At 68.7% G+C, this 24,495-nt stretch carries 21 protein-coding genes; 10 read left to right on the forward strand and 11 right to left on the reverse strand.

Translation table 11 applies throughout. The annotated features are described in order from the left end of the window. Positions 1–110: 110 nt before the first annotated feature. Positions 111–602 (reverse strand): DUF3280 domain-containing protein, encoded by a 492-nt coding sequence (locus OWC43_RS11505; protein WP_171015357.1) that lies wholly within the window; start codon positions 600–602, stop codon positions 111–113. A gap of 335 nt (positions 603–937) precedes the next feature. Continuing rightward, complete coding sequence (locus OWC43_RS11510) at positions 938–1,573, reverse strand: glutathione S-transferase N-terminal domain-containing protein (protein WP_393956787.1); 636 nt, start codon at positions 1,571–1,573, stop codon at positions 938–940. 253 nt (positions 1,574–1,826) lie between these two features. Between OWC43_RS11510 and OWC43_RS11515 the strand changes: the two genes are divergently transcribed. The 8 genes from OWC43_RS11515 to OWC43_RS11550 all read left to right on the forward strand — a co-directional run bounded on the left by OWC43_RS11515 (position 1,827) and on the right by OWC43_RS11550 (position 9,891). Beyond that, complete coding sequence (locus OWC43_RS11515) at positions 1,827–2,099, forward strand: hypothetical protein (RefSeq protein ID WP_137827193.1); 273 nt, start codon at positions 1,827–1,829, stop codon at positions 2,097–2,099. Between the two features lie 86 nt (positions 2,100–2,185). After that, the gene (locus OWC43_RS11520; protein WP_393956788.1) at positions 2,186–2,608 is read left to right on the forward strand and encodes a DUF4345 domain-containing protein; all 423 of its coding nucleotides are present in this window, start codon (positions 2,186–2,188) and stop codon (positions 2,606–2,608) included. Further along, positions 2,605–4,629 carry an FUSC family protein gene (locus tag OWC43_RS11525; RefSeq protein ID WP_393956789.1) on the forward strand — a complete coding sequence of 675 codons (2,025 nt, stop codon included), beginning with the start codon at positions 2,605–2,607 and terminating at the stop codon, positions 4,627–4,629. The genes OWC43_RS11520 and OWC43_RS11525 overlap by 4 nt, the downstream gene beginning before the upstream one ends. Before the next feature lie 87 nt (positions 4,630–4,716). Next, positions 4,717–4,911: a DUF1656 domain-containing protein gene (locus OWC43_RS11530; protein ID WP_137827187.1), complete on the forward strand. Its 195-nt coding sequence runs from the start codon at positions 4,717–4,719 to the stop codon at positions 4,909–4,911. Then, entirely contained in the window at positions 4,908–5,972 is a 1,065-nt protein-coding gene (locus OWC43_RS11535; protein WP_393956790.1) for a biotin/lipoyl-binding protein, read from the forward strand. Before OWC43_RS11530 ends, OWC43_RS11535 begins: the two co-directional genes overlap by 4 nt. 185 nt (positions 5,973–6,157) lie before the next feature. Next, positions 6,158–7,873, forward strand: coding sequence for a methyl-accepting chemotaxis protein (locus OWC43_RS11540; protein ID WP_393956791.1), 1,716 nt, complete (start codon positions 6,158–6,160; stop codon positions 7,871–7,873). A 217-nt stretch (positions 7,874–8,090) separates the two neighbouring features. After that, complete coding sequence (gene gltX, locus OWC43_RS11545) at positions 8,091–9,434, forward strand: glutamate--tRNA ligase (RefSeq protein WP_393956792.1); 1,344 nt, start codon at positions 8,091–8,093, stop codon at positions 9,432–9,434. Between the two features lie 70 nt (positions 9,435–9,504). Beyond that, a complete protein-coding gene (locus OWC43_RS11550) occupies positions 9,505–9,891 on the forward strand; it encodes a cupin domain-containing protein (protein WP_393956793.1) in 387 nt (128 codons plus the stop codon). 83 nt (positions 9,892–9,974) lie between these two features. On the opposite strand, the gene OWC43_RS11555 is transcribed toward OWC43_RS11550, so the two are convergent. From OWC43_RS11555 to OWC43_RS11570, 4 genes are all read right to left on the reverse strand, one after another. Then, the gene (locus OWC43_RS11555) at positions 9,975–10,754 is read right to left on the reverse strand and encodes a class I SAM-dependent methyltransferase (protein ID WP_393956794.1); all 780 of its coding nucleotides are present in this window, start codon (positions 10,752–10,754) and stop codon (positions 9,975–9,977) included. 7 nt (positions 10,755–10,761) lie between these two features. Continuing rightward, complete coding sequence (locus OWC43_RS11560) at positions 10,762–11,970, reverse strand: MFS transporter (RefSeq protein ID WP_393956795.1); 1,209 nt, start codon at positions 11,968–11,970, stop codon at positions 10,762–10,764. Positions 11,971–12,191: 221 nt separating this feature from the next. Continuing rightward, the gene (locus OWC43_RS11565; RefSeq protein ID WP_393956796.1) at positions 12,192–14,549 is read right to left on the reverse strand and encodes an OmpA family protein; all 2,358 of its coding nucleotides are present in this window, start codon (positions 14,547–14,549) and stop codon (positions 12,192–12,194) included. A 169-nt stretch (positions 14,550–14,718) separates the two neighbouring features. Further along, entirely contained in the window at positions 14,719–15,714 is a 996-nt protein-coding gene (locus tag OWC43_RS11570; protein WP_393956797.1) for a DUF2865 domain-containing protein, read from the reverse strand. A 207-nt stretch (positions 15,715–15,921) separates the two neighbouring features. On the opposite strand from OWC43_RS11570, the gene OWC43_RS11575 reads away from it, so the two are divergent. Further along, positions 15,922–16,416, forward strand: coding sequence for a CreA family protein (locus OWC43_RS11575; RefSeq protein WP_393958544.1), 495 nt, complete (start codon positions 15,922–15,924; stop codon positions 16,414–16,416). A 77-nt stretch (positions 16,417–16,493) separates the two neighbouring features. On the opposite strand, the gene OWC43_RS11580 is transcribed toward OWC43_RS11575, so the two are convergent. Next, positions 16,494–16,823 carry a hypothetical protein gene (locus OWC43_RS11580; RefSeq protein WP_393956798.1) on the reverse strand — a complete coding sequence of 110 codons (330 nt, stop codon included), beginning with the start codon at positions 16,821–16,823 and terminating at the stop codon, positions 16,494–16,496. 326 nt (positions 16,824–17,149) lie between these two features. Here OWC43_RS11580 and cysS point away from each other — a divergent pair, with 326 nt between their 5' ends. After that, entirely contained in the window at positions 17,150–18,538 is a 1,389-nt protein-coding gene (cysS, locus tag OWC43_RS11585) for a cysteine--tRNA ligase (protein WP_393956799.1), read from the forward strand. A 171-nt stretch (positions 18,539–18,709) separates the two neighbouring features. On the opposite strand, the gene OWC43_RS11590 is transcribed toward cysS, so the two are convergent. The 4 genes from OWC43_RS11590 to OWC43_RS11605 all read right to left on the reverse strand — a co-directional run bounded on the left by OWC43_RS11590 (position 18,710) and on the right by OWC43_RS11605 (position 24,326). Further along, positions 18,710–19,528, reverse strand: a complete 819-nt coding sequence (locus tag OWC43_RS11590; RefSeq protein WP_393956800.1) for a CDP-alcohol phosphatidyltransferase family protein — start codon at positions 19,526–19,528, stop codon at positions 18,710–18,712. A gap of 31 nt (positions 19,529–19,559) precedes the next feature. Continuing rightward, positions 19,560–20,270, reverse strand: a complete 711-nt coding sequence (locus OWC43_RS11595; RefSeq protein ID WP_137827174.1) for a phosphatidylserine decarboxylase — start codon at positions 20,268–20,270, stop codon at positions 19,560–19,562. A 103-nt stretch (positions 20,271–20,373) separates the two neighbouring features. Beyond that, complete coding sequence (locus OWC43_RS11600) at positions 20,374–22,290, reverse strand: ABCB family ABC transporter ATP-binding protein/permease (protein ID WP_393956801.1); 1,917 nt, start codon at positions 22,288–22,290, stop codon at positions 20,374–20,376. A 155-nt stretch (positions 22,291–22,445) separates the two neighbouring features. Further along, the gene (locus OWC43_RS11605) at positions 22,446–24,326 is read right to left on the reverse strand and encodes a LysM peptidoglycan-binding domain-containing protein (RefSeq protein ID WP_393956802.1); all 1,881 of its coding nucleotides are present in this window, start codon (positions 24,324–24,326) and stop codon (positions 22,446–22,448) included. Between the last annotated feature and the right edge of the window lie 169 nt (positions 24,327–24,495).

Genomic DNA, 24,495 nt, shown 5'->3' on the forward strand with positions numbered 1-24,495 from the left:
ATGATTGTGCTCCCTAAGATACAGATCGATCAAACGGTCGATCCGGCAACGACTTAGGAGGCCGAACTTTTTATGCGGCATCCAACGGCCAACGGGGCTCGGCGGAAGCGCTAGCGACCGTCGAGCATGCGGTTCTTCACGAGGTAGCGAATGCCCCGGTCGAACGACTCGTCGGTGTTGCCGCGCAGATCGACACTATAGGCCTGCTCGGGCGCACCCTCTTTCAGCGGCTTCACGTAGACGTTGATGTTGAGGATCAGGTTCGAGACCTTCTGAACTTCGCCGGTGATGGCCGCGTCCGCGCCGAGCTTCCGGGCGAAATCGTCGGCGCAGCCATTGCAGGCGCGCAGGTCGGAGCTCTTCTTGACGTCCTCACGAACCGGATCGGTCGAGACGATGCGGTAACGTCCGCTTTCGGCGAGCAACGTGCGCAGGGTGTCGCTTGTCCGGCGCAGGCGTGCCCGCTCCGCTTCGTCCGGCTCGGTTGGGCTATTGCGGGCGAACTGGAAGTCGAACACCGCGGCCTTGTCCGGCTCGGCAAAGGCGGGGCCGAGGGTCAAGCCGATGAGGCCGGCCGCGACCAACGTCGATGATCGGCGCATCATATCCTCCCGAAAGCGTACTCGCTTCAGCGAGACACGGGGAGGGAACCGACGAGCGCCGGACTTTGCTCAACCGTTCGGAGAGGAGAAACATTCCAGCATCAATTGCGTCGCAGGATGTCGCTCTGACCCCGCTGCTCTCCCCCGAAGGCGGGGCAGGCCGACGGGCCGGCGCGATGTCTTCCCCCGGCAAAGGCGCCGGCCCGCCGGCACCGCCAAACCGGCCGGCCCGAACTCGGTATCCGGGTCGATGGCATCCGTGGCCGGCGGCTGTCGTGTCCACCGAGCCGCGCATTCACTTGCTGAACCGGCGCCCACTTCTCGCGGATCGCGCTTCAAATTGCCGAGAAGCCCCGCTGCACCGCCGGGCGCTTGAGCAACGCATCGCGCCAACGACGGACGTTCGGCAACGTATCGAGCGCCACACCCTGCTTCTCGTGGAACTTCACCCAAGTCAGGCAGGCGATGTCGGCGATCGAGTAGGCGTCGGCGAGAAAGTCGCGACCCGCGAGGCGCCGGTCGAGTACGCCGTAGAGGCGCCGCGATTCTTCGGTGAAGCGATCGACGGCGTAGGGAATCTTCTCCTGCGCGTAGATGCGGAAATGGTGGGCCTGCCCCAGCATCGGTCCGAGGCCGCCGACCTGCCAGAACAGCCATTCGTCCACAGCGACGCGGGCCCGCTCATCGGTGGGATAGAGGCAGCCGGTCTTGCGCCCGAGATATTGTAGAATCGCCCCGGATTCGAAGACCGAGATCGGCTGTCCGCCCGGTCCTTCGGGATCGACGATGGCGGGAATCTTGTTGTTGGGCGAGATGGACAAAAAGTCCGGCGCCATCTGCTCGCCCTTGCCGATATTGACCGGCACGATGCGGTAGGGGAGGCCGCATTCCTCCAGCATGATCGGGATCTTCCACCCGTTCGGGGTGCTCCAGGTGTGGACCTCGATCGGCTGCGCCGTCGTCACCGCCATGCTGGCATCCCGGATTGCGGCCTCCCTTCCGATGCGTCGGGAGGCGCGCGACGGGCCCATGCCCGTCCATTCCGAAGGACGTAGCGCGGTTCGGGCTCGGGGCTCAAGCGCTCCGGCCACGCTTAACGCAACGAGTGCGCAGCGATGGAGCCGTAGCAAGCCGGGCGGGCGCTTGCTCTTTCAACTTGAATACGGCTGAGATGCGCCCCGCGGGCCGCGGGATCGCCGGCTCGGCCCACCGGAGTCGTCCCCCATGCTCTTTCGTCTCCTCGCCGCGGTCGCGCTCGCCGCGCCGCTCCTGCTAACGCCGGTCCTTTCGCAGGCCGCGCCCGCCGCTTCGGCCGCCAAGGAGGCCGCGAAGGAGACGAAGGAGCCGAGCGTGGCACAATCGGCCGCCCGCGAGCGCCAGAAGAAATGCGGCTCCGAGTGGCGGGGCCTCACGGCCGCCGAGAAGACCGCACAGGGGCCGAAATGGCCGCAATATTACAGCAAGTGCGTCAAGCGCCTGAAGGAGAAGACGGCCTGACGCCCGTGCGGGGCCGTCGCGCGTGAACCGGAGTCGATTCGTCCGGGTTGGGAGCCCGTTCGGTCCGAGCCGGGAGCCTCGACACCATGCAGCGTGAGCGCCGCACCCTCCAACGCACGGTGGCGCTCGCCGCGATCCTGCCGATCGCCGCCGGACTCTACGGTGTGCTGTTTGGGATCGACGGCATCGGCACCAACCCGGCGGTGAACGTCTCGGCGGACAGCCATTTCCGCTATTTGTCCGGCCTGCTCACCGGCATCGGATTCCTGTTCCTCACCTGTGTGCCGGGGATCGAAGACAAGACCACCCTGTTCCGGTTTCTGACCCTGGTCGTCGTTCTCGGCGGCCTCGCCCGGCTCCTCGGCCTTGCGCTGACCGGACTGCTTTCGGTGACGATGCTGGCGGCCCTGGTCCTCGAGCTCGGCGTCGCGCCGTTGCTCTGCCTCTGGCAGACACGGGTGGCCGGGCTCGCTCGCGACGCCACCCTCCTGAATGGACCGCGACCATGAGTCGGGCGGAGGCCGGCGCGACGGGCATCGGCGCGCGTCTCGTCGATGCGCTCGACCGATGGGTTCCGAAGCCGGCGGCCTGGGCCTTCGCGCTGCGCATCTGGATCGCCATGATGCTCGCGCTCTACGCCGCCTTCTGGCTCCAGCTCGACAGCGCGTCCTCGGCCGCCGTCGGCGTGGCGATCCTGGCCCAGCCGAAGCGCGGACAGGCCCTGTCGAAGGCGTTCTATCGTTTCCTCGGCACGCTCGTCGGCGGCATGGTCGCCATCGTCCTGATGTCCCTCTTCGCGCAGGACCGGGTGCTGCTTCTCGTCGGGTTCGCGCTGTGGCTGGGGCTCTGTGTCTTCGTCGCCCAGTTCCTTCAGGACACCCGGGCCTACGGGGCGATGCTCTCCGGCTATACCGTGGCGATCATCGCCATCGCCCATATCGATGCGCCGCAGACCACCTTCGACGCCGCCGTAGGTCGCATCGCCGCCATCGCGGTGGCGATCGTGGCGATCACATTCATCAACGATGCCCTCGCCTCGCCGAGCACGTGGCACGCCCTGAATCCCCGCTTGGCCGAGGCCTTCTCCACGGTCCGAGCCTTCGCCCGCGAGGCGCTGACCCATGGCGATCCCGGGCCGGAGAGGACGGCGGCACTGATCGGCCGGATCGCGCCGATGCGGGCGGATGCCAGCGCCATCGCGGGCGAGCTCGACGACGGCGTGAACCGGGCGGCGGGGGCGCGCAGCGCCATCGCCGCGCTCTACGTGCTGGCAGCGGCGAGCCGAGCGCTGGCCGCCGCCATGGCCCGCATCCCGCAACCGGAGGGGATCGTGCGCGAGGCTCATGCACTGGCCCTGCGCACGGTCTCGGACGGACGCTCGGCGGCCGATCTGGAACGCGATGGCGACCGTCTGCGGGATCTCGTCGACGAAGGCCTCCGCAGCGGCGAGCGCCCCATCGACGAGGTGATGGCACTGCAGCGGGCCCTCGATGTCGCCAACGCGGCGACCTTCGCGGAAGACGGCCTGCGGGCGCTCGGCGATGGGCACCGGCCGCTGCGGAACGTGGCGCTGCCGACGCATCGCGACTTTCAGGTGGCGTTGCGCGCGGCCCTTCGCGTCGCCATCGCCTTCGGTGTGACGGCGGGCTTCTTCATTCTGGCCGGGTTGCCCCAGACCTCCTTCGCCCTGGTGCAGGTGGCGGCAACCTGCGCGCTGTCCTCGGTGACGCCCGACCCGCGGAAATTCGCGCTCGGCGTCCTGATCGGGATGCCGCTCGCCGCGCTCTGCGCCGGCACGATCCTGTTCGTCTTCCTCAACGGCAGCCAGGGCTTCCCGCTGCTCGCCATCGCCATGGCGCCGGTGGTGTTCCTGGCCTGCTTCCTGTCGCTCAACCCGCCGACCTTCACGGTGGGCTTCATCACCCTGGTCTTCACCCCCGTCCTGATCTCGCCGGAAAACCCGCAGAGCTACGACCCGCAGACCTTCCTGATGAATGCACTGCTCGTCGTGATCGCGGCCATCATCCTGTTCCTGACGGTGCGCCTCGTCCTGCCGATCTCGGCCTCGCAACACCGGGCCTTCGCCCTCGAAGAGGCCCGGCGCGATCTCGCCGAGGCGCTGACCGGGGAGGGGGGCGACGCCACCGCCCGCACCAGCCTGAATGCCGACCGGCTGTTCCAGTTCTCGGCCTGGAACTCCGGCAGCGGCGCAGTGCGCCGGGCAAGCCTGCATCACGCCTTCGCCGTGGCCCAGCTGGAGGCCGCCGCCGCCCGCGCGCACGCGCAGCTCCGCCAGTTGCGCCATGTCGGCGACTTAACCGAACGGGTGGGCCGGGCCCGCGAAGCGCTCGCCACCGGTCGCTGCGACGCGCTCGACAGCGCCGCTACGAGCCTGATCCGGGCCGCGAGCGGCCAATCCCGCGATGTCCGCCTGATGCTGGCCCGCGCGGCCACCGATCTCGCCATGGCCTCGCGCGTGATCCGACGCCACGGGCGCTTCTTTAGGCGCCTCTCGCTGCCGAGCGCGTGAGTGATGACCGGTTCCGGCCTAACGGCTTCGAAGCGTTTTCTCGTCCCCGCCCGGGCAACCCCTGCCTCGACAAAGACTTGAGTGCGGATGCACCACGACTTGACCATCGGCGGCATTCTGGTCTCGCCCTTCGTCCTCGACGCGCTGGTCGCCTTCGCGATTCTCGTGGCGCTTCGCGTCCTGTTCCGCCGCATCCGCTTCGCGCGTTTCGTGGCCAATCCCCCGCTGGCGGAGGCCGGTATCTATGTGTGCGTCCTCGCCCTCGTCGTGGTGCTGCTATGAAGAGCGATGACCAGACTCGGACCGATGTCGAGGAGGCGGCGCCCGAAGACGAGCCCCGCGCCGCGCGTGAGGCCGCGCGCTCGGCCGAGAAACCGCGGGCCGGGCGGCGTCGGCGCTTCGGCAAAGTCCTGCGCCTCGCCGCCACCGCCGCGATCCTCGTCCTCGCTGTGATCGCCGCCGGGCTGGTCTGGCAATTCTACGTGACCGCGCCCTGGACGCGGGACGGCCGGGTGCGGGTGCAGGTGGCCAATATCGCGCCCCAGGTTTCGGGGTCGATCGTCGCGCTGAAAGTCGTCGACAACCAGGAGGTCAAGGTCGGCGACGTACTCTACGTCATCGATCCGTTCGATTTCGAAGTCTCGGTCACCTCGGCGGAAGCCGAGGTCAAGAATCGGGAGGCCGATCTTCAGGTTAAGCAGGCACAGGCCGCCCGCCGGGCCGCGCTCTCCACCGTGTCCACCTCGGTGGAGGAAAAGCAGCAATATGCCGGCACCGCCAAGATCGCCGAGGCTGCTTTGGAGACCGCGCAATCGCAGCTGGCCCAGGCCAAGAAGAACCTCGAGCGCACGCAGGTCCGCTCGACGGTGAACGGACGCGTCACCAACCTCCTCCTGCGGGTCGGCGACTTCGCCTCGATGGGGACCGCCAACGCCCGGGTGATCGACACCGATTCCTTCTGGATCGACGGCTACTTCGAGGAGACGAAGATGGCCCATATCCGCGTCGGCGCCGCCGCCGAAATGGCTCTGATGGGCTATGCGGTGCCCCTCCACGGCACCGTGGAAAGCCTCACCCTCGGCATCTCCACGGCCAATGCCGCGCCGAGCACGCAGGGACTGCCGAATGTCGATCCGGTCTATACCTGGGTGCGGCTGGCGCAGCGCGTACCCGTGCGCATCCGCATCGACCGCGTGCCGCCGGAGGTCACGCTGGTGGCCGGAATGACCGCGACGGTGGTGATCGAGGACGGCGCCGGCAGCCGCCCGGTCTGGGCTGAAGCCCTGCGTCAACGGATCCTGGGGCTGGCCTACGGGCATTCGGAGACTGTGCCGAAACCCTGACGGCCGCAACCGGACGCCGCTGCCTCGCTTTTCGGCATAATGCTCTATTTACCTGCAAACTCTCGGTGTTCGACTGAATTTTCGAAAGATGCCCGATCAATCTTACTGTCGGTTCCGGAAATTTAACTTTGCCTGCGCTTCCATAGCTGTCGGGGCAGTCATCGCCCCGATGAGGTCGGCCGACGATGCGGAGTGTGGAGACCGGGGCGGACGCCGAAGCGTTCGAGGGGGTCGGCCTCTTGCTGCGCCACGCCCTGCGGGCGAGCGGGCAGGCCGGAGACTTTACCCGTGAGATTCGCCGCCAGACCCACGGCGTCGACCGGTCGCTGGCCGCCACGCGCGACAATGTCGGACGCGACACCGCCGCCGTCACCGCCGAGCGCCTGCGCCAGGAGCTGACCGGGGCGGTGGCCGAAGCGATGCACACCGTCACCGCCGAGATCGGGCGGATCGGTGAGCGGATCGACGCCAAGGCGGCGGAAGCGGCCCGCGCGGCGGCTGCCATCGACCGCATCGGCGCGACGATCCGCATGCTCTCGCTCAACGCCACCATCGAAGCGGCGCGTGCCGGTGAGCACGGGCGCGGCTTCGCCGTGGTCGCGGCGGAGGTGCGCGAACTCGCCGATCAGACGCGCGAGAGCGCGCGACAGGTCGCCGCCACCATCGATTTCACCGATGTCCGTGCCGAGTTGCAGGCGCTTCGCATCTCGACCGACCGGGCGCTCGACGGCCTCGGCTCGGCCGTGCGCGCCACGGCCGACCGGATCGAAACCCTGCTCGGGGGGGTCGGGGGCGAACTCGCCGCGATCAGCGCCAGCAACGCCTCGATCGGCGAGGCGCTCGGCGCGATGCAGACCTCCATCGAGCGGACGGAGACCAAGGTCCGGCGGGCTCTGGACCTCTCGGTCGAGGGGTTGGAGGCCGCCGGCAGCGGATCGGCGCCGGACGTGACACGCCACGGCCTGGCCCGCCTGACGCCCGGCTTCGACCGGCTCGACGAGGTGCGGGCCCGCGGGCGCCTGCGGGTCGCCATCGAACCGGCCTTCAAGGGTCTGTCCTTCCGCCAGCGCGAGGGCGGCCCGCTCCTCGGCCTCGATGTCGAGTACGTCCAGGCCTTTGCCCGCCATCTCGGCGTCGCCGTCGATTTCGTCGAATGCCCGTGGGACCAGTGCACGGAGTTGCTGGAAGCCGGGATGAGCCCGAACGAGGCGCCGGCCGACATCGTCTGGTCGGCCCTGCCGCCGAGCGAAGCCTTTCCGGGCGTCGCCTATTCGAAGGCCTACACCTACCTGCACTACGTCCTGGCGCGACGGGCATGCGATACCCGCATCCGCAGCCTGTCCGATCTCGAAGGTCGGACGCTCGGCGTCATCAACGATCCGAGCGCCTACGCCACGCTCACCGCCGCCGGCATCCGCTGGGGCGACACATGCGCCGCCAAGGGGCGCCGGGTGGCGACGCTCGCGAGCCTCGTGCCGATGACCGATCAGGGACGGATTCACGACGCGCTGGCCGACGGCATCGTCGATGCCTTCGCGGTCGATGCCCCGATCATGCACTGGGCGTCGACCCATCCGGACAGTCCCTGGCGCGGACGGATCGAGATCGTGCCCGGCAACATCGCCCCGGCCCCCTGGTCCTATGCCGCCGCCGTCGCCGACCACCCGTCATCCTGCCGTCTGCTGATGGCGGTCGATGCGTTTCTCGACGGCTTCATGGCGACCCCGGAGCGCGCCGCCATCGAACGCCGCTGGCAGGGCGCTCCGGTTTCCGGCACGGGCAGCTACCGCGACGAGCCGGGCCACCTGCGCGGTGCGGCGGAGCTGATCGCGACCTACCGGGCCGAGATCGGCCGTGATCCGCTCCCAATTATCGGACAGGCGACCCGGCAGGCGGCGTAAAGCGGGGGCGTCACCGCATCACGAGACACCCGACAATGCCTCGTGGCCCCGACGAGAGCCGTTCGGTGCGCCCGCGATCTCGACGCGCCAATCGGTGGTGTGCCGGGTCGGGGACACTGAGGCAGCAGGATCGTTTGCAACGCCCATTCACGTGAAGCGACCGTCTCCCCGATGCAGGGCGGGTGCAGCGCCCGAAAAACTTGGGTAGACGGACGGCATGGCCACCGCTCCCCTCGTCCGCTTCGCCCCCTCGCCGACGGGCTTCCTGCATATCGGCAATGCCCGTCCGGCGCTTCTGAACGCTCTTTACGCCCGGCGCCATGGCGGCAAGTTCCTGCTGCGGCTCGACGACACCGACCGGGAGCGCTCGAAGCAGGAGTTCGCGGAGGCCGTCGAGACGGATCTCGCCTGGCTCGGGATCGTGCCAGACCTGTTTTTCCGTCAGAGCGACCGCACCGCTCTCTACGACGCGGCCGCCGAGCGCCTGAAGCAGGCGGGCCGGCTCTATGCCTGCTACGAGACGCCCGAGGAGTTGGAGCGCCGCCGCAAGCGCCAGCTCGGCCGTGGCCAGCCGCCGGTCTACGATCGCGCCGCTCTGAACCTCACCGAGGCCGACCGCGCTGCCCTGGAGGCCGAGGGCCGGCGCCCGCATTGGCGCTTCCTGCTCGACCACCGCGTGGTCGCCTGGACCGACCTCGTGCGCGGCGAGAGCCACGTTGATTGCGCCTCGCTGTCCGACCCCGTCCTCGTGCGGGCCGATGGCAGCTACCTCTACACTCTGCCCTCCGTCGTGGACGATGCGGATGTCGGCGTGACCCACGTGATCCGTGGTGAGGACCACGTCACCAATACCGGCGTGCAGGTGCAGCTGTTTGAGGCGCTCGGCGCGCCCGTGCCGGTCTTCGGCCACCACAATCTCCTCACCACCGCCGAGGGGGAGGGACTCTCGAAGCGCCTCGGCCATCTGTCACTCCGAAGCCTGCGCGAGGCGGGCTACGAGCCCGCTTCCGTGCGCTCCCTCGCGGTGCTGACCGGCTCGGCGGAGGCGGTGCGGCCGGTCGACTCCCTGGACGAACTGGCGACGCTCACCGACCTCGCCCATCTCTCCCGCGCCCCGGCCCGGTTCGACCCCACCGAGTTGGACAGCCTCAATGCCCGCCTTGTCCACGATATGCCCGTCGCCGAGGCTCGCGAGCGCCTGACCGCCATGGGGGTGCCGGACGATCGTGCGGAACAGTTCTGGCTGGCAGTGCGGGCCAACCTGACCCGCGTGACCGACGCGGCCGAATGGTGGCAGGTGGTGACCGGGCCGGTGACGCCGGTGATCCACGATCCCGCCTTCATCGCCGAGGCGGCCCGCCTGCTGCCGGACGATCCGTTCGGCCCGACCACGTGGAAAGCCTGGACCGACGCCGTGAAGGCCGCCACCGGGGCCAAGGGCAAGGCGCTGTTCATGCCGCTGCGACAGGCGCTGACGGGCATGGATCATGGGCCGGATCTATCCGCGCTGCTGCCGTTGATCGGGCGGGAGCGCGCGCTGGAACGACTGCGTGGAGCTTGAAGACAGGAACTGGCCAACCCCGCATAAGGCGCAGTATAAAAGGTCGCTCTCGGATCGATAGACTACCTCCATGCCTACACCACTCCTCATCGACTCGAACGATCGACCCGACGAAGTATGGGCCGATCCGGTCAGAGGACGTTTTCGTTGGCGCACCCTGTTGTCTTCCGATGTGACGGCCAGCGACACTTTCACCGCCGGCATCATGTCGCTTGAGGCCGGGGAACACTGGGCTGTACATCGCCACGCGGAAGCCGAATTGTACTTTGGCCTGGCCGGCGAAGCCGATGTCGAGGTAGACGGCAAAATATACCGGCTCAAGCCAGAAACTTTACTTTATATACCCGGAAACGTCTTTCATGGCATCCCGACCACATCTGCCTCCCTGCGATTGTTTTATACATTCGCCAGCGACAGCTTCGATACAATAAAATATACCTTTCGAGATGAGCAATAACCAGACGACAGCCCCTCAATTATAAAAACCGCATTCAATCTTCGAATCGAAGTCTTCGGGTGCGGAGTGACTGCAAGAGAATTTCAAGCAACCCCATCGACCTCCGCCACGACCATCATCACGTCGAGCGTGAAGCTCCCGTCCCCCTCGACCGCGTAATGCGCCCGCACCGCGTCCGGCGCTTCCTCCTGCAGGGTTCGGATCATCGCGGCCTTGGCGACCGGCGTACCCATTCGAGCGATCCATGAGGAGAACTCCATGCGGTTGCGCCAACTCTGGGCCGGGCCCGGCACGAAGCCGGCCTCTGCCAGCATCGCGCGCCATTCCCCCTCACTGTAATCGCGGACATGCGATGGGTCGCGCAGCAACTCCCAGGACTGAAGGTGGGTGTCGAGCAGCGGCGAGCCAGGATGGATCACATCGACGACACCGAGGCGTCCGCCGGGCTTGAGCACGCGGTGGGCCTCGCGGAGCGCCGCCGGCACATCGGTCCAGTGGTGGGCGCTGTAGCGTGTCAGCACCCAGTCGAAGCTCGCATCCGCGAAGGGGAGGGACTCCGCCGCGGCCCGGCGGGTCACGAGATTGGTCAGGCCGCGCCGGGCAGCTTCCGATCCGACCGCGTCGAGCATCGCCTGCGACAGATCGAGGGCGGTCACCGAACGGACATGCGGCGCGACGGCGTAGCCGACATGGCCGCCGCCGCAGCCGAGATCGAGCACCGTCGCGTACGGAGCATCGCGGCAGAGGGCGGCAAGGGCTTCGAGATCGGCCCCCGCGCCGTGGACGGCGCTGGCGACGTAGTCGGCGGCCCGCGCTCCGAACTGGCGGTCGACCTGCGTTTCGTGACTGTCGGACGCGCTCATGATGGCCTCACGAGAGGGGCAGTGGCGGCAGACGGGTCAGCCGCAGGGCGACGAGGAGGGCGGCAACGTAGAGGCTGGCGAAGAAGCCGGCCACGCCCCCCCAGCCGTAATGCAAGAAGAACCAGCCGCCGGCCGTGCCGAGCAGCGAAGAGCCCAGATAATACATGCAGAGATAGATCGCCGAGGCCTGTGCCCGGTCGCTCGAGGCGCGTCGCCCGACCCAGCTCGACGCCACCGAATGCGCCCCGAAGAAGCTGACCGTCACGATGACGATGCCGAGAATGATGAGGATCAGGTTCTCGGCCATCGTCAGGGCGATGCCGCCGAGCCCGAGCAGGATCGCCAGCCACAGCACCTTGCGGCGCCCGAGCATCCCGGCCACGTGCCCGGTGACGGCCGAGCTCGCGGTGCCGGCGAGATAGACGATGAAGATCAGGCCGATCGCCGTCTGGCTCAGGGAGTAGGGCGGATCGAGCAGGCGGAAGCCGATGTAGTTGTAGACGCAGACGAAGCCGCCCATGAGCAGGAACGGCGCCAGAAACAGCCAGGGGAGGCCGGCATCGCGGAAGTGATGTGTGAAGGTGCCGGGCACCTCGCGCCAGCGCATCCGGTGGGCCTGGAACCGCTGGGAGGCCGGGAGGCCGAATTGGAAGGCGACGGCGGCCAAGAGGGCCAGCACGCCAATGGTGCCGAGCCCCCAGCGCCAGGACGCGTGATCCGCGATCACGCCCGCCAGCAGCCGCCCGACCATTCCGCCGAGCGCATTGCCGCCGATGAGGAGACCCATCGACAGGCCGATGGCGCGCCCATGCATCTCCTCGCTCAGATAGGCCATCGCCACGGCGGGCAGGCCGCTCGCCGCGAGGCCGGTGAGTGCGCGCAGCGCCAGGAAACCGTGCCAATCGGGCATCAACACCGCGCCGATGGTGAGGAGTGCGGAGGCGAACAGCGAGGTCGTCATCACCGGCTTGCGGCCGAACACCTCGGACAGGGGACTGACGACGAGGAGCGCGATGGCCAGTGTCGCGCAGGGCAACGACAGGGCGAGGCTGCTCTCCGCGGGCGAGACGGAGAATTGATCGGCGAAGACCGGAAGAAGCGGCTGCACGCCGTAGAGTACGGCGAAGGTCGAGAATCCGGCGGCGAACAGAGCGAGCGTCGCCCGGCGGAAGGCCGGCGTCCCGGCCTCGATCAACCGGTCGCTGGCATTCGACATTCCACGTGATCCTCAGCGTCCGGAATCGGCCCCGAGGGATGAGCGCCCGGCCGATAACTTCAAGTCGTTGTGCCCATTCAGGGGCCCGACAAGGGTATAGGGGACGGCCCTCGAAAGGCAGGCAAAAAAAACGAGCGCTGGTTTGGGGACCAGCGCTCGTTCTTCGTTCTGCATGGCCGGCCAACCTCTCCCGCAGGCGGGAGAGGTTCAAGCGCCGTCGATCACTGCGGAGGCGCCGATTGCGGCTGACCCTCCGCCTGCTGCTGCAGCAGCGGGGTGATGCGGCGGACCGTGACGCGGCGGTTCTCGCGGTTCGCTTCCTGCGTGTTCACCTTCAGATATTGCTCGCCATAGCCTTGGGTGGTCAGGTTCTCCGGCGGCACCTGGAAGTTCTGCGTCAGCACCGCGGCGACCGATTGGGCGCGACGATCGGACAGAGACAGGTTGTCGACTTCCGCGCCGACCGCATCGGTATAGCCCTCGATCAGGAAGACCTCCTGCGGATTGGCCTTGACCGCCTGGTTGATCGCCGCCGCGATGGTCGACAGGCGCTGAGCCTGATCGGGGGTCACGGTGAACGAGCCGGTGTCGAACGTGATGGTGTTGATGTCCACGCTCGGCATCCGGGCGCGCAGCTGCGGCGAGTAGCGCACCTGATCCAGGGTGTAGCGCCGGTCGACCGGCACCACCGGCGGGGCGGAGAGTGCCTGATAGACGGTGCGCTCGTCGGCCCGCTCGTAATCGACGATGTAGCGGTCGCGCGGGATACGGATATCCGGCGGCGGCAGGTCGACGACATCTTCGTAGATCGGACGCGGAGCACCGCCATAGGCGTTGTTGATGAGGAAGACTTCGCGCCCATCCGCGTAGCGGCGCGAACGGCGCAGCAAGCGTCCGTCATCGTCCACCACCGTGATGATCTGACCGCCCGCCGGGCTGTCGACGTAGCTGTAGATCTCGCCGCCCCGGCGTTCGCTGCGATAGCCGCGATCACCGTAGATCGTCCGGAACCGCTCGTTCTCGTCGTGACGGATGAAGTAGCCGTCGCGGTCGCGGACGATGATGCGGCCCGGCTCACGATAGTACGTCCGACCGTCCACGTCGTATTCGCGGCGGTCGCGCCGGATCGTCTCGTAATCGCGGATCCGATAATCGTCGTCGCGGAAGCCGCCGGGGATGTAGGCCGGCGTGCCGGGCACGTTGAAGCGGTCACGGCCGTAGCGATCATCGCGGTCGCGTCCATCCCGGCCGAGGCGGTCGTCCCGGTCACGTCCATCGCGACCGAACCGGTCGTCGCGGTCGCGCCCGTCCCGGCCGAAGCGGTCGTCACGATCGCGTCCGTCGCGGCGGTCATCATCGAGGCGCCCGTCGCGCCCACCGGGTTGCACCGCGCCGGGCGCACCGGGCGGAGGGGGCGGCGGCGTACCGACGCCGGGCTGGGGCGGCTGGCCGGGTTGTTGCGCATTCGGCGGGGTACCGGGCGGCTGAACCGGGCGACCCGGAACGCCGGGCTGCTGGTTCGGCGCCACCGGCCGGCCGGGCACGCCCGGCTGCTGATTCGGCGGCGTCGCCGGATTGGTTCCGGGTTGGTCCGGGCGCTCAGCGCTCGGCGGGGTGCCGGGCGGCTGAACCGGGCGACCCGGAACGCCGGGACGCTGATTCGGTGGCGTCTCGGGACGATCGGCGTCGCGCCCACCGCGAGCCGGCTGGTCGCGATCGGGCGTGTCGCGGCCCGGACCCGGACGATCTGGAGTGGCATCACGGCTGGGGCGGGCGGGCGTATCTGGGGTCGCATCACGGCCCGGACGGTTCGGGCCGTCGCGATCCGGACGGCCGGGAGCATCGGGGCGATCGGCGTCGCGACCACCACGAGCCGGTGCTTCGCGATCAGGACGAGCGGGCGCATCGCGGCCGGGACGATCCGGCGCCGCGTCGCGGCCGGGGCGGGCGGGCGTATCCGGGGTCGCATCACGGCCGGGACGAGCGGGCGTCTCGCGATCCGGCGTCGGTGCACGCTCCCGCGCCGTCGGCGGCGTCGGCCGTTCGGGACGATCCGGGGTGTCACGATCAGGACGAGCAGGAGCCGCAGGGCGATCGGGCCGCTCCGGACGTTCAGGGCGATCGGGACGCTCAGGGCGATCCGGCCGCTCCCGCGCAGCCGGAGGCGCCGGACGTTCGGCGGGCGCAGGACGTTCGGGGCGGTCAGGGCGGTCGGGCCGGTCAGGTCGCTCAGGCCGATCCGGCCGTTCGCGGGCGGCCGGTGGGGCTGCACGCTCCGGCTGGGCCTGCCGAGGCTCGGGACGTTCACGCGGCTCCGGACGCTCACGGCCGCCACCGGGACCGCCGGGTCCGCCGGGTCCGCCCGGCCCACCGCGCTCCGGCCCCCCTGGGCCACCCGGACCGCCGGGTCCACCGGGACCGCCACGGCCACCACCACCCGGTCCTTCCGGATCGCCCCGCTGCGCGAGTTCGATCCGTCCCGTCGCCGCTTCGCCGAGCGAACGTGCAAAGGTCAGGTCTGACAGGAGGAGAGCCGGCAGCATGGTGCCGGTGAGGAGCAGGGAGCGGGTGATCCGCATGTAGGACGGCCTCGTGAAACGCGATCGGCGGTTCCGAACACTGTCGGGCCGATATGGTTCCCGGTCGCGAAGCGTCAAATCATCGGTCGGAATCGGCGTCGGCCGCCGGGTCGGGCGGGCGGTGACGGGTCCTTCGGCGAGACAAGCGCGCCTCTTGGCGCGCCCTCCGTCAGGGTGTTGCGGCGTTGACCGGAACCGGGACGAGGCCCGGGACGATGACGCGGATCGCGCCGCTGCGAGCCTCTGCGGCGGCAGCGGTGGAGCCGGTCGCTTCCGCAGCCTCGGGCTGGACCACTACACCTTCGCGGCTCGCGGCATCGGCGGCCAATGTCGCCGCCGTCCGGTCGGCGCGACCGACCAGGGTTAGACGCACCTTCGGCGCCCGCGAGAGCCGCTCTGCGGTCATCGGTGTGACGAAGATATCGCCCTTGTGCCGGACCAACATGCTCTCGGCCTTGGCGAGAGACTGCGCCCAACTCTGCCCTTCCTTCTTGCACGAGCAATTCGGCGTGAAGCTGGTGCGGAACTTGAACGCCGTGGGCGTCGCCGTGTAGGCGCGGCTGCCCTTGAGGGTCGCGGCGTATTTCAGCGCGTCGTCGCCGTGCGGCATCGAGTAGGCCAGAGCCTCCGTGCCGGGGCACAACGCCTGGCACATCTCGTCCGCGCCCTCCCGTCCATCGGGCAGGTTGGCCATCGGGAAGTAGGACCCGTCGCAGGTCTTCACGCAGATCACCTGAGCGCCGCCCCGGGCGGTCTGAGCGCCGCCGACGCGCGCTTCCTGACCAGGTTCCGGCATGACGCCGCTGCAGGCGCTCGATACGGATGCCACGAGCTGACGGCGGCGTGCCGCGACCACCTCGCCGTCGCCGCCACCATAGGTGGCGTTGAGCGAGCGGATGCGGGCCTCGACCGCTCCGCATTGCGGGGGCCGGGTATCGAAGAACAGGAACCGGCCGCCCTCGCAGTTCAGGCTGCGGTAGTAGGTCTGAAGCCGTGCCACCTCGCTCTGAAGCGCGGCGGCCGTGGAGGCGCTGGCATTGAGATTGGCCAGTTCCGTCTTGTAGCGCTGGCACGCCCAGACGTCGCCTGCAGCGGCGGGCGCCGCCTGCGCGAGGACGAGGGCCGTTGCCGCGGCAAGCGCGGAGAGGGCACGGCGAAGCTGCATTCCGATCGGCGGCATGGGGGGATGCTGGGATCTCGGGCAGGAGGTCGCGGAAACGGCCAGGCCGGCGTGAAGCGGCCGACCGCCTCACGCACATGTTAATACCCCTCGCCGTCGGGGGACAGGGACACCATGTGTTTACGGCCAGGCTTTGAGGGGATTGCGTCGATGATGTGGCTCAGGGGCACCATGGGGAATGCCCGTCGTGTGATGGTGGCGGCCGGCCTCGCCGCCGCAGCGCTGCCGGGCGTCGCCGGGGCGGCGGACGATCCGGACCGGATCTTCGACAAGTCGACGGTGTGGCGCCCGCTCACCCCGAACGACAAGCTCGTCGTGTACGGCATCGACGATCCGGCGGTGGCGGGTGTGGCCTGCTGGTACACCCAGCCCGAGAAGGGCGGCATCAAGGGGACGCTGGGCCTCGCCGAGGACGTCTCGGACATCTCGCTGGCCTGCCGCCAGATCGGGCCAGTGCAGTTCAAGGACAAGTTCAAGCAGGGCGAGGTGGTGTTCAGCGAACGGCGGTCGCTGATCTTCAAATCGATGCAGATCGTGCGGGGCTGCGACGCCAAGCGCAACACGCTGATCTACATGGTCTATTCCGACAAGGTGGTGCAGGGCTCGCCGAAGAATTCAACCTCCAGCGTGCCCTTGGCCCCTTGGGGAACAGAGGCGCCGCCGAAATGCGGGGACTTCGTGAAATAGCCCCCGACAAACGTCACTGTCGTCGTTCCGGAGCGCGGCAGGCGTATCCGGAATGACGACGCCGAAGAGAGAGAAATTCAGTCCTGGCAGGTGATGCGAAGCGGACGGGCCGCGTTCGGCGCCGGCATCGGGGCGGCCGGGATCGCTCCGGTATACTCGTCCTGGGCGGCGACACCGTAATTGACGGCGCTGGCGTAGCCCTGCGACTCGCACCACGCATTGGCGACCACCTGACCGCACTCGCTCGGACCGGAGCTGAGGCACTCGCCGACGCCGTAGCCCTCTTCCGCCGGAATCAGGAAAGTCTTCTCGACATGCGCGCGGGCCGGGGCCGCCTCGCCGGCATGGGCCTGATGCGCGGCCGTGGTCAGGACAAGGGCGAGGAGGGCGACGACCGGACGGCGCATGGTGAAGACCTTGTTGACGGGTTCGCTCGATTGCGGAGTGTTCGGACGGCTCGGTAAACAAACTCTTGCGTGTCACGGTCACGGTCGGTTGAGCCGTGGCCGGGGCGCCGTCGTTCTCGAATTCCTCACGGTTCTGGGTTAGCTGAAGGCACGACCGGCGACCGTCGCGGCGGTGCAACAGCGAGCGGGAGCGGCTCGGGCGGCAATGCGGCGTTCGGTTGAGACGCCACCCGCGCCGGACGGTCGAACGCGCTGCAGCGCAAAGAGAAACCGAGGACGGCTCGTGGCCGTCGCGAAGGCCGGACGGTTCCGGCGGGACCATTTCGATGACCCCGATGTTGCGGCTCTACAACACGCTGACCCGCGAGAAGGCGGCCTTCACGCCGATCGATCCGGCGCATGTGCGGATGTATGCCTGCGGCCCGACGGTCTACGACGCGGCCCATATCGGTAACGCCCGGCCGATCATCGTCTTCGACCTGCTGTTCCGGCTGCTGCGCCATCTCTACGGCCCGGCGCACGTCACCTATGCCCGCAACGTCACCGACGTAGACGACAAGATCAACGCGCGCGCGCGGGAGCGCGGCATCACCATCCGGGAACTCACCGACGGTACGTTGGCGCAGTTCCACGCCGACATCCGCGCCCTGGGCGTCCTGATGGCCGACGATGTGAACGTCGCGGGCGAGCGCCTCCGCTTCGTCGAGCCGCGTGCGACCGACCATATCGGCGAGATGCACCGCCTGATCGAGGGCTTGGTGGGCGCGGGCCACGCCTACGTGGCCGAAGGGCACGTGCTGTTCGACGTGCCGTCCATGCCCGATTACGGCGCCCTGTCGAAGCGCCCCCTCGACGAGATGGAGGCCGGCGCCCGGGTCGAGGTCGCGCCCTACAAGCGCTCGCCGCTCGATTTCGTGCTGTGGAAGCCGTCGAAGGAGGGCGAGCCGTCCTGGCCGTCACCCTGCGGCATCGAGGCGAGCGGCCGTCCCGGCTGGCACATCGAGTGCTCGGCGATGTCGTGGAAGCATCTCGGCGAGACCTTCGACATCCATGCGGGCGGCATCGACCTGATCTTCCCGCACCATGAGAACGAGGTCGCCCAATCCCGCTGCTGCTTCGGCACGAGCGTGATGGCCAATGTCTGGCTCCATAACGGCTTCCTCCAGGTCGAGGGGGAGAAGATGTCGAAATCGCTCGGCAACTTCATCACCATCGGTCAGGTGCTCGCCGATTGGCCGGGCGAGGTCGTGCGCCTCAACATGCTCAAGACCCACTATCGCCAGCCGATCGATTGGACCCTGCGGGGATTGGAGGAGTCCAACCGCATGCTGGAGCGCTGGTACGACGCGGCGGGCGAGGCGGCGCCGACGGATTCAATCTCCGACGGCGTGATCGACGCGCTCTGCGACGACCTCAACACTCCGGCCGCGATCGGCGAGCTGCACCGGCTCGCGGGCACGGACGCTTCCGCGCTCAAGGCGGCGGCCGGGCTGATGGGATTTTTGGGGGAAACCAAGGCTCAGCGCGAGGCGGCCCGGGTAAGCGCAGCGGGTGTCGATGTCGCCACGGTCGAGGCGCTGATCGCCGAGCGCAAGGCGGCGCGGGCCGCCAAGGACTGGGCCGCCTCCGACCGCGTGCGCGATGCCCTGGTCGCGATGGGTGTGAGCGTGAAGGACAACAAGGACGGCACCACCACTTGGACGGTGGCGGGCTGAGGGTAGGGCGACGCTCCGATCCAATCCATCGTCCTCATCCTGAGATGCTGCGCAGCAGCCTCGAAGGAGGCTCCAGGTCCCGCGGAGGCTTCTGGAGGCCTCCTTCGAGGGCGACGCTTCGCGCCGCCACCTCGGGATGAGGCATTTGGTTGGGAGGCAGTGGGTGGCTCGTTACGTCGTCTCGGCCGGTGACGTCTCCTCGCCCTCGCGCCGCAGGCGCTTGCGGTACTGCACGGCGCCGAAGGGGATGACGCAGAGATAGCCGAGGCTCACCGCGGCGAGCGCCTCGAACGGGAACGAGATGACGAGGCCGAAGGCCACCACGACCACGAGGAAGATCGGCAGGACGAGGTCGCGCGGGACGCGCTTGCCCCAGGTCTTGCCCGAGAAGGTCGGCACGGTGGAGACGACGAGCAGCGCGATGACGAGCTCGTAGGCCAGGATCAGGCCCGTGCTCCATTGCGGGAACGGTACGTCGAGGAAATGCAGGTAGAGCGGCAGCATGCCGGTCAGCGCCCCCGCCGGCGCAGGCATGCCGACGAAATAGTCCTTCTTCCACTCGGGCCGATTGGGATCGTCGAGCATCGCGTTGAAGCGGGCGAGCCGCAGGCACATCGCGATGGCGAAGACCAGCGACACGATCCAGCCGACCGACTTCAGGTTGTGCAGCGCGAAGCTGTAGAGGATCAGCGCCGGGGCGCAGCCGAAATTCACGAAATCGGCCAGCGAATCGAGCTCCGCCCCGAAGCGGGACGTGCCCTTGAGCAGGCGCGCCACCCGTCCGTCGATCCCGTCCAGGCCCGCGGCGACGACGACGGCGAGCACCGCGGGCTCAAACCGCTCCTCGAAGGCGAGACGGATGGCGGTCAGCCCCAGGCACAGTGCCAGCAGGGTGATCATGTTCGGCGCGATCATCCGGAACGGCACCGGGCGAAAACGCCTCGGGCGGTCGTTCGGATCGGGCGCGAAGGGCGGGAAGAGATCGTCCATATCGCTTCTGACTCTGCTGGCTCGGCCGCGCTCAGATCCGACGGAAGCTGCGCTCCGGGCCGCCGCCGAGATCGGCCAGCACCGTCTCGCCCGCCACCGCCTTCTGGCCGAGCCCGACCAGAACCCTGGTGCCGACCGGGAGATAGACATCGACCCGCGATCCGAAGCGGATCAGGCCGAAGCGCTCGCCGACCTGCTTCGACTCGCCCGCCGAAACGAAGCCGACGATGCGCCGGGCCACGAGACCGGCGATCTGCACCACACCGATGCGCAAAGGCTGGCCGCGATGCGTCGTTTCCATGACGATGCCGTTGCGCTCGTTGTCCTCGCTCGCCTTGTCGAGTTCGGCGTTGAGGAACAGGCCCGGCGTGTAGTGGATCTGGCCGATCTTGCCGCTGACCGGCACCCGGTTCACGTGGCAGTCGAACACGTTCATGAACACGGAGATCCGCAGCATCGGCTCGTGCGAGAGGTCGAGCTCCGGCGGCGGCAGCACCGTCGAGATCAGGTTCACCCGCCCGTCGGCCGGCGAGATGACGAGGCCTTCGCCGACCGGCACGACGCGCTCGGGATCGCGGAAGAAGTAGCAGACCCACAGGGTGAGGATCAGGAACACCCAGGCGAAGAACTGCGAGAAGAGGCCGGCGCCGACGGTGAGCACGATGCCGATCAGGATGAAGGGATAGCCCTCCTTGTGGATCGGTACGAGCGTCCGGCGGATGGTCTCAATGAGGTCGGTCATGGGCTCCGATGGGGCTCCGGCGAGGCCAATTCACCCTGCCCGATGGCAGGGGGCCGGGCGAACGTCAACCGCGGGTGATGCGGGGCTTTTAGTCAGGGGTGTCTCAACCGACAGGCTCGGGCTCCGAGGCTGCCGCATCCGACAGCGCCCGCTCGTCCTCGGCACGCTTCAGCGCCTCGCGCGCCGCATCCGCCTGCCGCTGACGGTCCCACAGGGCGGCGTAGACGCCTCCCCGTGCCAGCAGGCTCGCGTGGTCGCCCCGCTCGACGACCCGGCCCTGATCGAGCACGAGGATCTCGTCGGCATTCACCACCGTCGACAGACGGTGGGCGATGACCAGGGTGGTGCGGCCGCGGCTGACGCGGTCGAGCGCCGCCTGGATTTCGCGTTCGGTGAAGGAATCGAGGGCCGAGGTCGCCTCGTCGAGAACGAGGATCGGCGGCGCCTTCAGAATGGTTCGGGCAATCGCGACCCGCTGCTTCTCGCCGCCCGACAGTTTCAGGCCGCGCTCGCCCACCGGCGTTTCGTAGCCCTCCGGCAGGCTCTCGATGAAGCGGTCGATCTGGGCGAGGCGCGCCGCCTCGCGCAGTTCCGTTTCACTGGCGTCCCAACGACCGTAGCGGATGTTGTAGCCGATCGTGTCATTAAACAGGACGGTGTCCTGCGGCACCATGCCGATGGCCGCCCGCAGCGAATCCTGACGGACCGTCGCGATGTCCTGCCCGTCGATGGTGATGCGCCCGCTCTGCGGCTCGTAGAAGCGGAACAGCAACCGCGACAGCGTCGATTTGCCGGCACCCGAGGGGCCGACGATGGCGACCGTGCGTCCGGCCGGCACCTCGAACGAGACCCCCCGCAGGATCGGTCGCTCCGGGTTGTAGGCGAAGCGCACGTCCTCGAACCGCACGATTCCCGCGGGCACCGCGAGCGTCGGCGCACCGGGGCGGTCGGCGATCTCGGGATTGCGATCGATGATGCGGAACATGTCGTCGATATCGACGAGGGCCTGTTTGATCTCCCGATAGATCATGCCCATGAAGTTCAGGGGCATGGAGAGCTGCACCAGCATCGTGTTGACCAGCACGAAGCCGCCGATAGTGGTGCGACCGGCTATGATGTCGCGTGCGGCCAGGATCATCACCGCCGTCATGCCGATGGTGAAGATGACGGCTTGGCCCGCGTTGAGCACCGCGAGCGAGACGTAGGTCTGGGTCGAAGCCTTCTCGTACGTCGCCATCGAGGCGTCGTAGCGGGCGGTCTCGCGGCCCTCCGCGCCGAAATACTTCACGGTCTCGTAGTTGAGGAGAGAATCGACCGCCTTCGTCGTGGCGTCGGTGTCGGAGTTGTTCATCCGGCGGCGGATGCCGATGCGCCACTCGGTCGCCTTCCAGGTGAAGCCGAGATAGGCGGCGATCATGGTCGCCACGACGACCGAGTAGAGCCAGTCGAATTCCCAGGCCAGGATCCCAAGCACGAGAGCGAGCTCGACGATGGTCGGCACCAGCGTCAGCACCATCAGGCGCGACAATTCCTCGATGCCGTTGCGGCCGCGCTCCAGCACGCGGGTGAGACCGCCGGTCTTGCGCTCGAGGTGGAAGCGCAGGGACAGGCGGTGCATGTGCTCGAAGGTGAGCAGGGCGAGGCGCCGCACCGCATGCATCGCCACCTTCGCGAACAAGCCGTCGCGCACCTGCGTCATGGCCGCCATGGCGACCCGGGACAGGCCGTAGAGGCCGATCAACAGGAAGGGCGCCGAGATGAGCCCGGCGGGGACGGCGCTCGCATCCTTGCCGGTGGCCGCCACCAGGGCATCGGTCGCCCATTTGAAGGTGAAGGGCATCACCATGGTGGCGGCCTTGGCCAGCATGAGCAGGCCGAAGGCGAGGAAGATGCGGCGCTGGAGATCGCCACGGGCCTGCGGCCACAGATAGGGCCAGAGGCGCCGGTATGTTTCGAGAAGGCCGGGTCGTTCGAGCGGCGCGGACGCGCTCGGCGCCGCCGGCTCGGATGCGGTTGCCATGATCGGATCGGGAGTGGATGCGGGAATGATGACGGCCCGAGCCTGGAAAGGCAGCCCGCGTCGTCCGTTGTCCGCATATAGGGCTTACGCCGCCGCCGTGCATCCCGTGGGAACGGCGACACCCTGCGCGGCCCTGCCGGGCCAGATGCGCTCCCTCAGGTGCGTTTGGGCGCGGGGTTGTCCGCCGCGGCGGGCGCATCCTTCGGCAGAACGAAGATCTGTCCGGGATAGATCAGGTCCGGATCGCGGATCTGCTCCTGGTTGGCGTCGTAGATGACCGTGTAGCGATTGCCCTTGCCGTAGGTGCGCCGGCTGATCTGCCACAGGCTGTCGCCGCGGGTGATCCGTGCGGTGCTGATCTCGGGCACGAACACGGTGCCGGCGCCGGGCTCATCGGCCGTTCGCCGGTCCTCCCCGGGTGCCGCGCTCTCGGGCAGCTTCGGCGACAGAGCGGCGGCGGTGGCACCGTCTCCGGTGACGCTCGGGCTGCCCGGACCGCCGGCGGCCGCCACCGAAGGCGTACCGGGCGTAGGCATCCTCGGCACGGGCGTGCCGGGTGAGGGCACAACGGATGCGGGCACACCAGGGTTGGGCCCGGCCGAGGTAGGCGGCGCCATGGGCGAAGCCGGATTGCCGGCGAGGCTCGGCGCGGGCCGGGTTTCGGGCGCCGATTCAGGCGTGCGGGGATCCTGTCGCGAGGCTTGGACGGACGACGACCGCGATGAGCCCGCCTGTCCCTCGACCGGCTCATGACCGCCCGTGCGGCCTGCCGGGATCGCGTGCTCGCTCCCAGGCGCATTCGGTCTCGCGCCCGGCTTCGCCGCCGATTGTCCCGTCATCGGTTGGGTCGCCGCGGCCGGAGGCGTCGCAGGCGGAGTTGCGGCGGTTTTCGGTGCGGGCAGGGCGGGGACGCCGCCCACCGGCTTCTCCGCGGTGGCGATCCGGGTCGCCGCACTCTCGGGATAGGTGAAGGAGACCTCGGCGCGCCGCTGAACCTTGCCGCCCGCCGGATCGACCGAGTCGATACGGATCTGATAAGCGCCCGGCCGCACCCCGCGGCCGATCGTGAAGGCGATGCGCCCGTCCGTCCCGGGATGCCCGGAAGCCACCAGGGTGTCGTTGAGGTAGAGGCGAAGAGTAGCGCCGGGAACGGCCTGAGCGGTCACGTCGAGTCTGCCGCCTTCCTGAGCGTCGACACTGACGATCCGCGGCGCTGCCTCGGCCCCGGGGGCCGTCGCCGGGACGGCGGAACCGGGCTTGCCCTTGGCCGGAACAGGCGTCCGGGCCGCCTCGCGCGTCGGCGCGGCGGAGCCTCTTCCCTCGATGCCGGGTTTTCCTCCACCGTGACTCGCTCCGCTCCCCTCGACCGGGGCCTTGCCGGGCGTTTCTGCGAAGGCCGTGGCCGTACCGCCCTGACCGCTCTCGGGCATGCCCGGCTGCGACAGCACCCGCGTCGGCGCGTCGGGGGCACTGAGCGCGATCAGCGGCTTGGCGTTGCGCTTCTCCGCCACGACCACGGTGACGCTCTCGCGACCCGTCAACGGCCGTCCATCCGGCGATGTGGCCCGCAGGGCGATCTCGCTCGATCCTACCGGAAGGTCGGGCGGGGTCAGGGCGAACTGGCCGGAGGCATCGGCGATCGCGCTGGCATAGGGACGCCCGTCGCGCAGCAGCTCCACCTTCGCATTCGGAACTGTGCGCCCCGCCACGACGCTCGCCCCATCCGGCTCGACGCGCACGATGTCGAAGGTCGGCGCGCCCTCGGGCGCAGCGGGCGCAGGCTCGATCGCAATGCCGGGGACCGGCCCCGCCTCGCGAGCCGGGATTTTTCCTTGCGGCGGCGGCGTGAGAGCGGCAAGAGGAGCAGCGTTGTCCGATCCTACGGGGGGCGCCGCGGCCGGCGCCTCGGCGGAGGAACCGCCCGCGACATTGCGCTTGAGGAGTTCCCCCGTTCCAAACAGCGCGACGACCATGGCGAAGCCGCCGAGCAGGCCCGCGACCGCGAGCACGATGCCTCGCCGCACCTCAGCCGTCATGGTCCTCGAACTCCTACTCAATTCCGCAGTCGCGGTGACGCGCGGGCTTCAGTTCGCGCGCCGACCGTCGACAACCCGTCTAAATCCCGTGACATATTAACGAACATGAGAAGAACACCAAAGCTCGAACCTGCCGCCCGACCGGATTCGCGAGGATACTCAGCACTTT

Origin of the sequence: Methylorubrum sp. POS3, assembly GCF_043352485.1 — a bacterium.
Classification (GTDB): Bacteria; Pseudomonadota; Alphaproteobacteria; order Rhizobiales; family Beijerinckiaceae; genus Methylobacterium; species Methylobacterium suomiense.

Bases quoted from the DNA above. Each gene is read 5' to 3' on its own strand.
- OWC43_RS11505 (WP_171015357.1), bottom strand. From the start codon at position 602: ATGCGCCGATCATCGACGTTGGTCGCGGCCGGCCTCATCGGCTTGACC.
- OWC43_RS11510 (WP_393956787.1), bottom strand. From the start codon at position 1,573: ATGGCGGTGACGACGGCGCAGCCGATCGAGGTCCACACCTGGAGCACC.
- OWC43_RS11515 (WP_137827193.1), top strand. From the start codon at position 1,827: ATGCTCTTTCGTCTCCTCGCCGCGGTCGCGCTCGCCGCGCCGCTCCTG.
- OWC43_RS11520 (WP_393956788.1), top strand. From the start codon at position 2,186: ATGCAGCGTGAGCGCCGCACCCTCCAACGCACGGTGGCGCTCGCCGCG.
- OWC43_RS11525 (WP_393956789.1), top strand. From the start codon at position 2,605: ATGAGTCGGGCGGAGGCCGGCGCGACGGGCATCGGCGCGCGTCTCGTC.
- OWC43_RS11530 (WP_137827187.1), top strand. From the start codon at position 4,717: ATGCACCACGACTTGACCATCGGCGGCATTCTGGTCTCGCCCTTCGTC.
- OWC43_RS11535 (WP_393956790.1), top strand. From the start codon at position 4,908: ATGAAGAGCGATGACCAGACTCGGACCGATGTCGAGGAGGCGGCGCCC.
- OWC43_RS11540 (WP_393956791.1), top strand. From the start codon at position 6,158: ATGCGGAGTGTGGAGACCGGGGCGGACGCCGAAGCGTTCGAGGGGGTC.
- gltX (WP_393956792.1), top strand. From the start codon at position 8,091: ATGGCCACCGCTCCCCTCGTCCGCTTCGCCCCCTCGCCGACGGGCTTC.
- OWC43_RS11550 (WP_393956793.1), top strand. From the start codon at position 9,505: ATGCCTACACCACTCCTCATCGACTCGAACGATCGACCCGACGAAGTA.
- OWC43_RS11555 (WP_393956794.1), bottom strand. From the start codon at position 10,754: ATGAGCGCGTCCGACAGTCACGAAACGCAGGTCGACCGCCAGTTCGGA.
- OWC43_RS11560 (WP_393956795.1), bottom strand. From the start codon at position 11,970: ATGTCGAATGCCAGCGACCGGTTGATCGAGGCCGGGACGCCGGCCTTC.
- OWC43_RS11565 (WP_393956796.1), bottom strand. From the start codon at position 14,549: ATGCGGATCACCCGCTCCCTGCTCCTCACCGGCACCATGCTGCCGGCT.
- OWC43_RS11570 (WP_393956797.1), bottom strand. From the start codon at position 15,714: ATGCAGCTTCGCCGTGCCCTCTCCGCGCTTGCCGCGGCAACGGCCCTC.
- OWC43_RS11575 (WP_393958544.1), top strand. From the start codon at position 15,922: ATGGTGGCGGCCGGCCTCGCCGCCGCAGCGCTGCCGGGCGTCGCCGGG.
- OWC43_RS11580 (WP_393956798.1), bottom strand. From the start codon at position 16,823: ATGCGCCGTCCGGTCGTCGCCCTCCTCGCCCTTGTCCTGACCACGGCC.
- cysS (WP_393956799.1), top strand. From the start codon at position 17,150: ATGACCCCGATGTTGCGGCTCTACAACACGCTGACCCGCGAGAAGGCG.
- OWC43_RS11590 (WP_393956800.1), bottom strand. From the start codon at position 19,528: ATGGACGATCTCTTCCCGCCCTTCGCGCCCGATCCGAACGACCGCCCG.
- OWC43_RS11595 (WP_137827174.1), bottom strand. From the start codon at position 20,270: ATGACCGACCTCATTGAGACCATCCGCCGGACGCTCGTACCGATCCAC.
- OWC43_RS11600 (WP_393956801.1), bottom strand. From the start codon at position 22,290: ATGGCAACCGCATCCGAGCCGGCGGCGCCGAGCGCGTCCGCGCCGCTC.
- OWC43_RS11605 (WP_393956802.1), bottom strand. From the start codon at position 24,326: ATGACGGCTGAGGTGCGGCGAGGCATCGTGCTCGCGGTCGCGGGCCTG.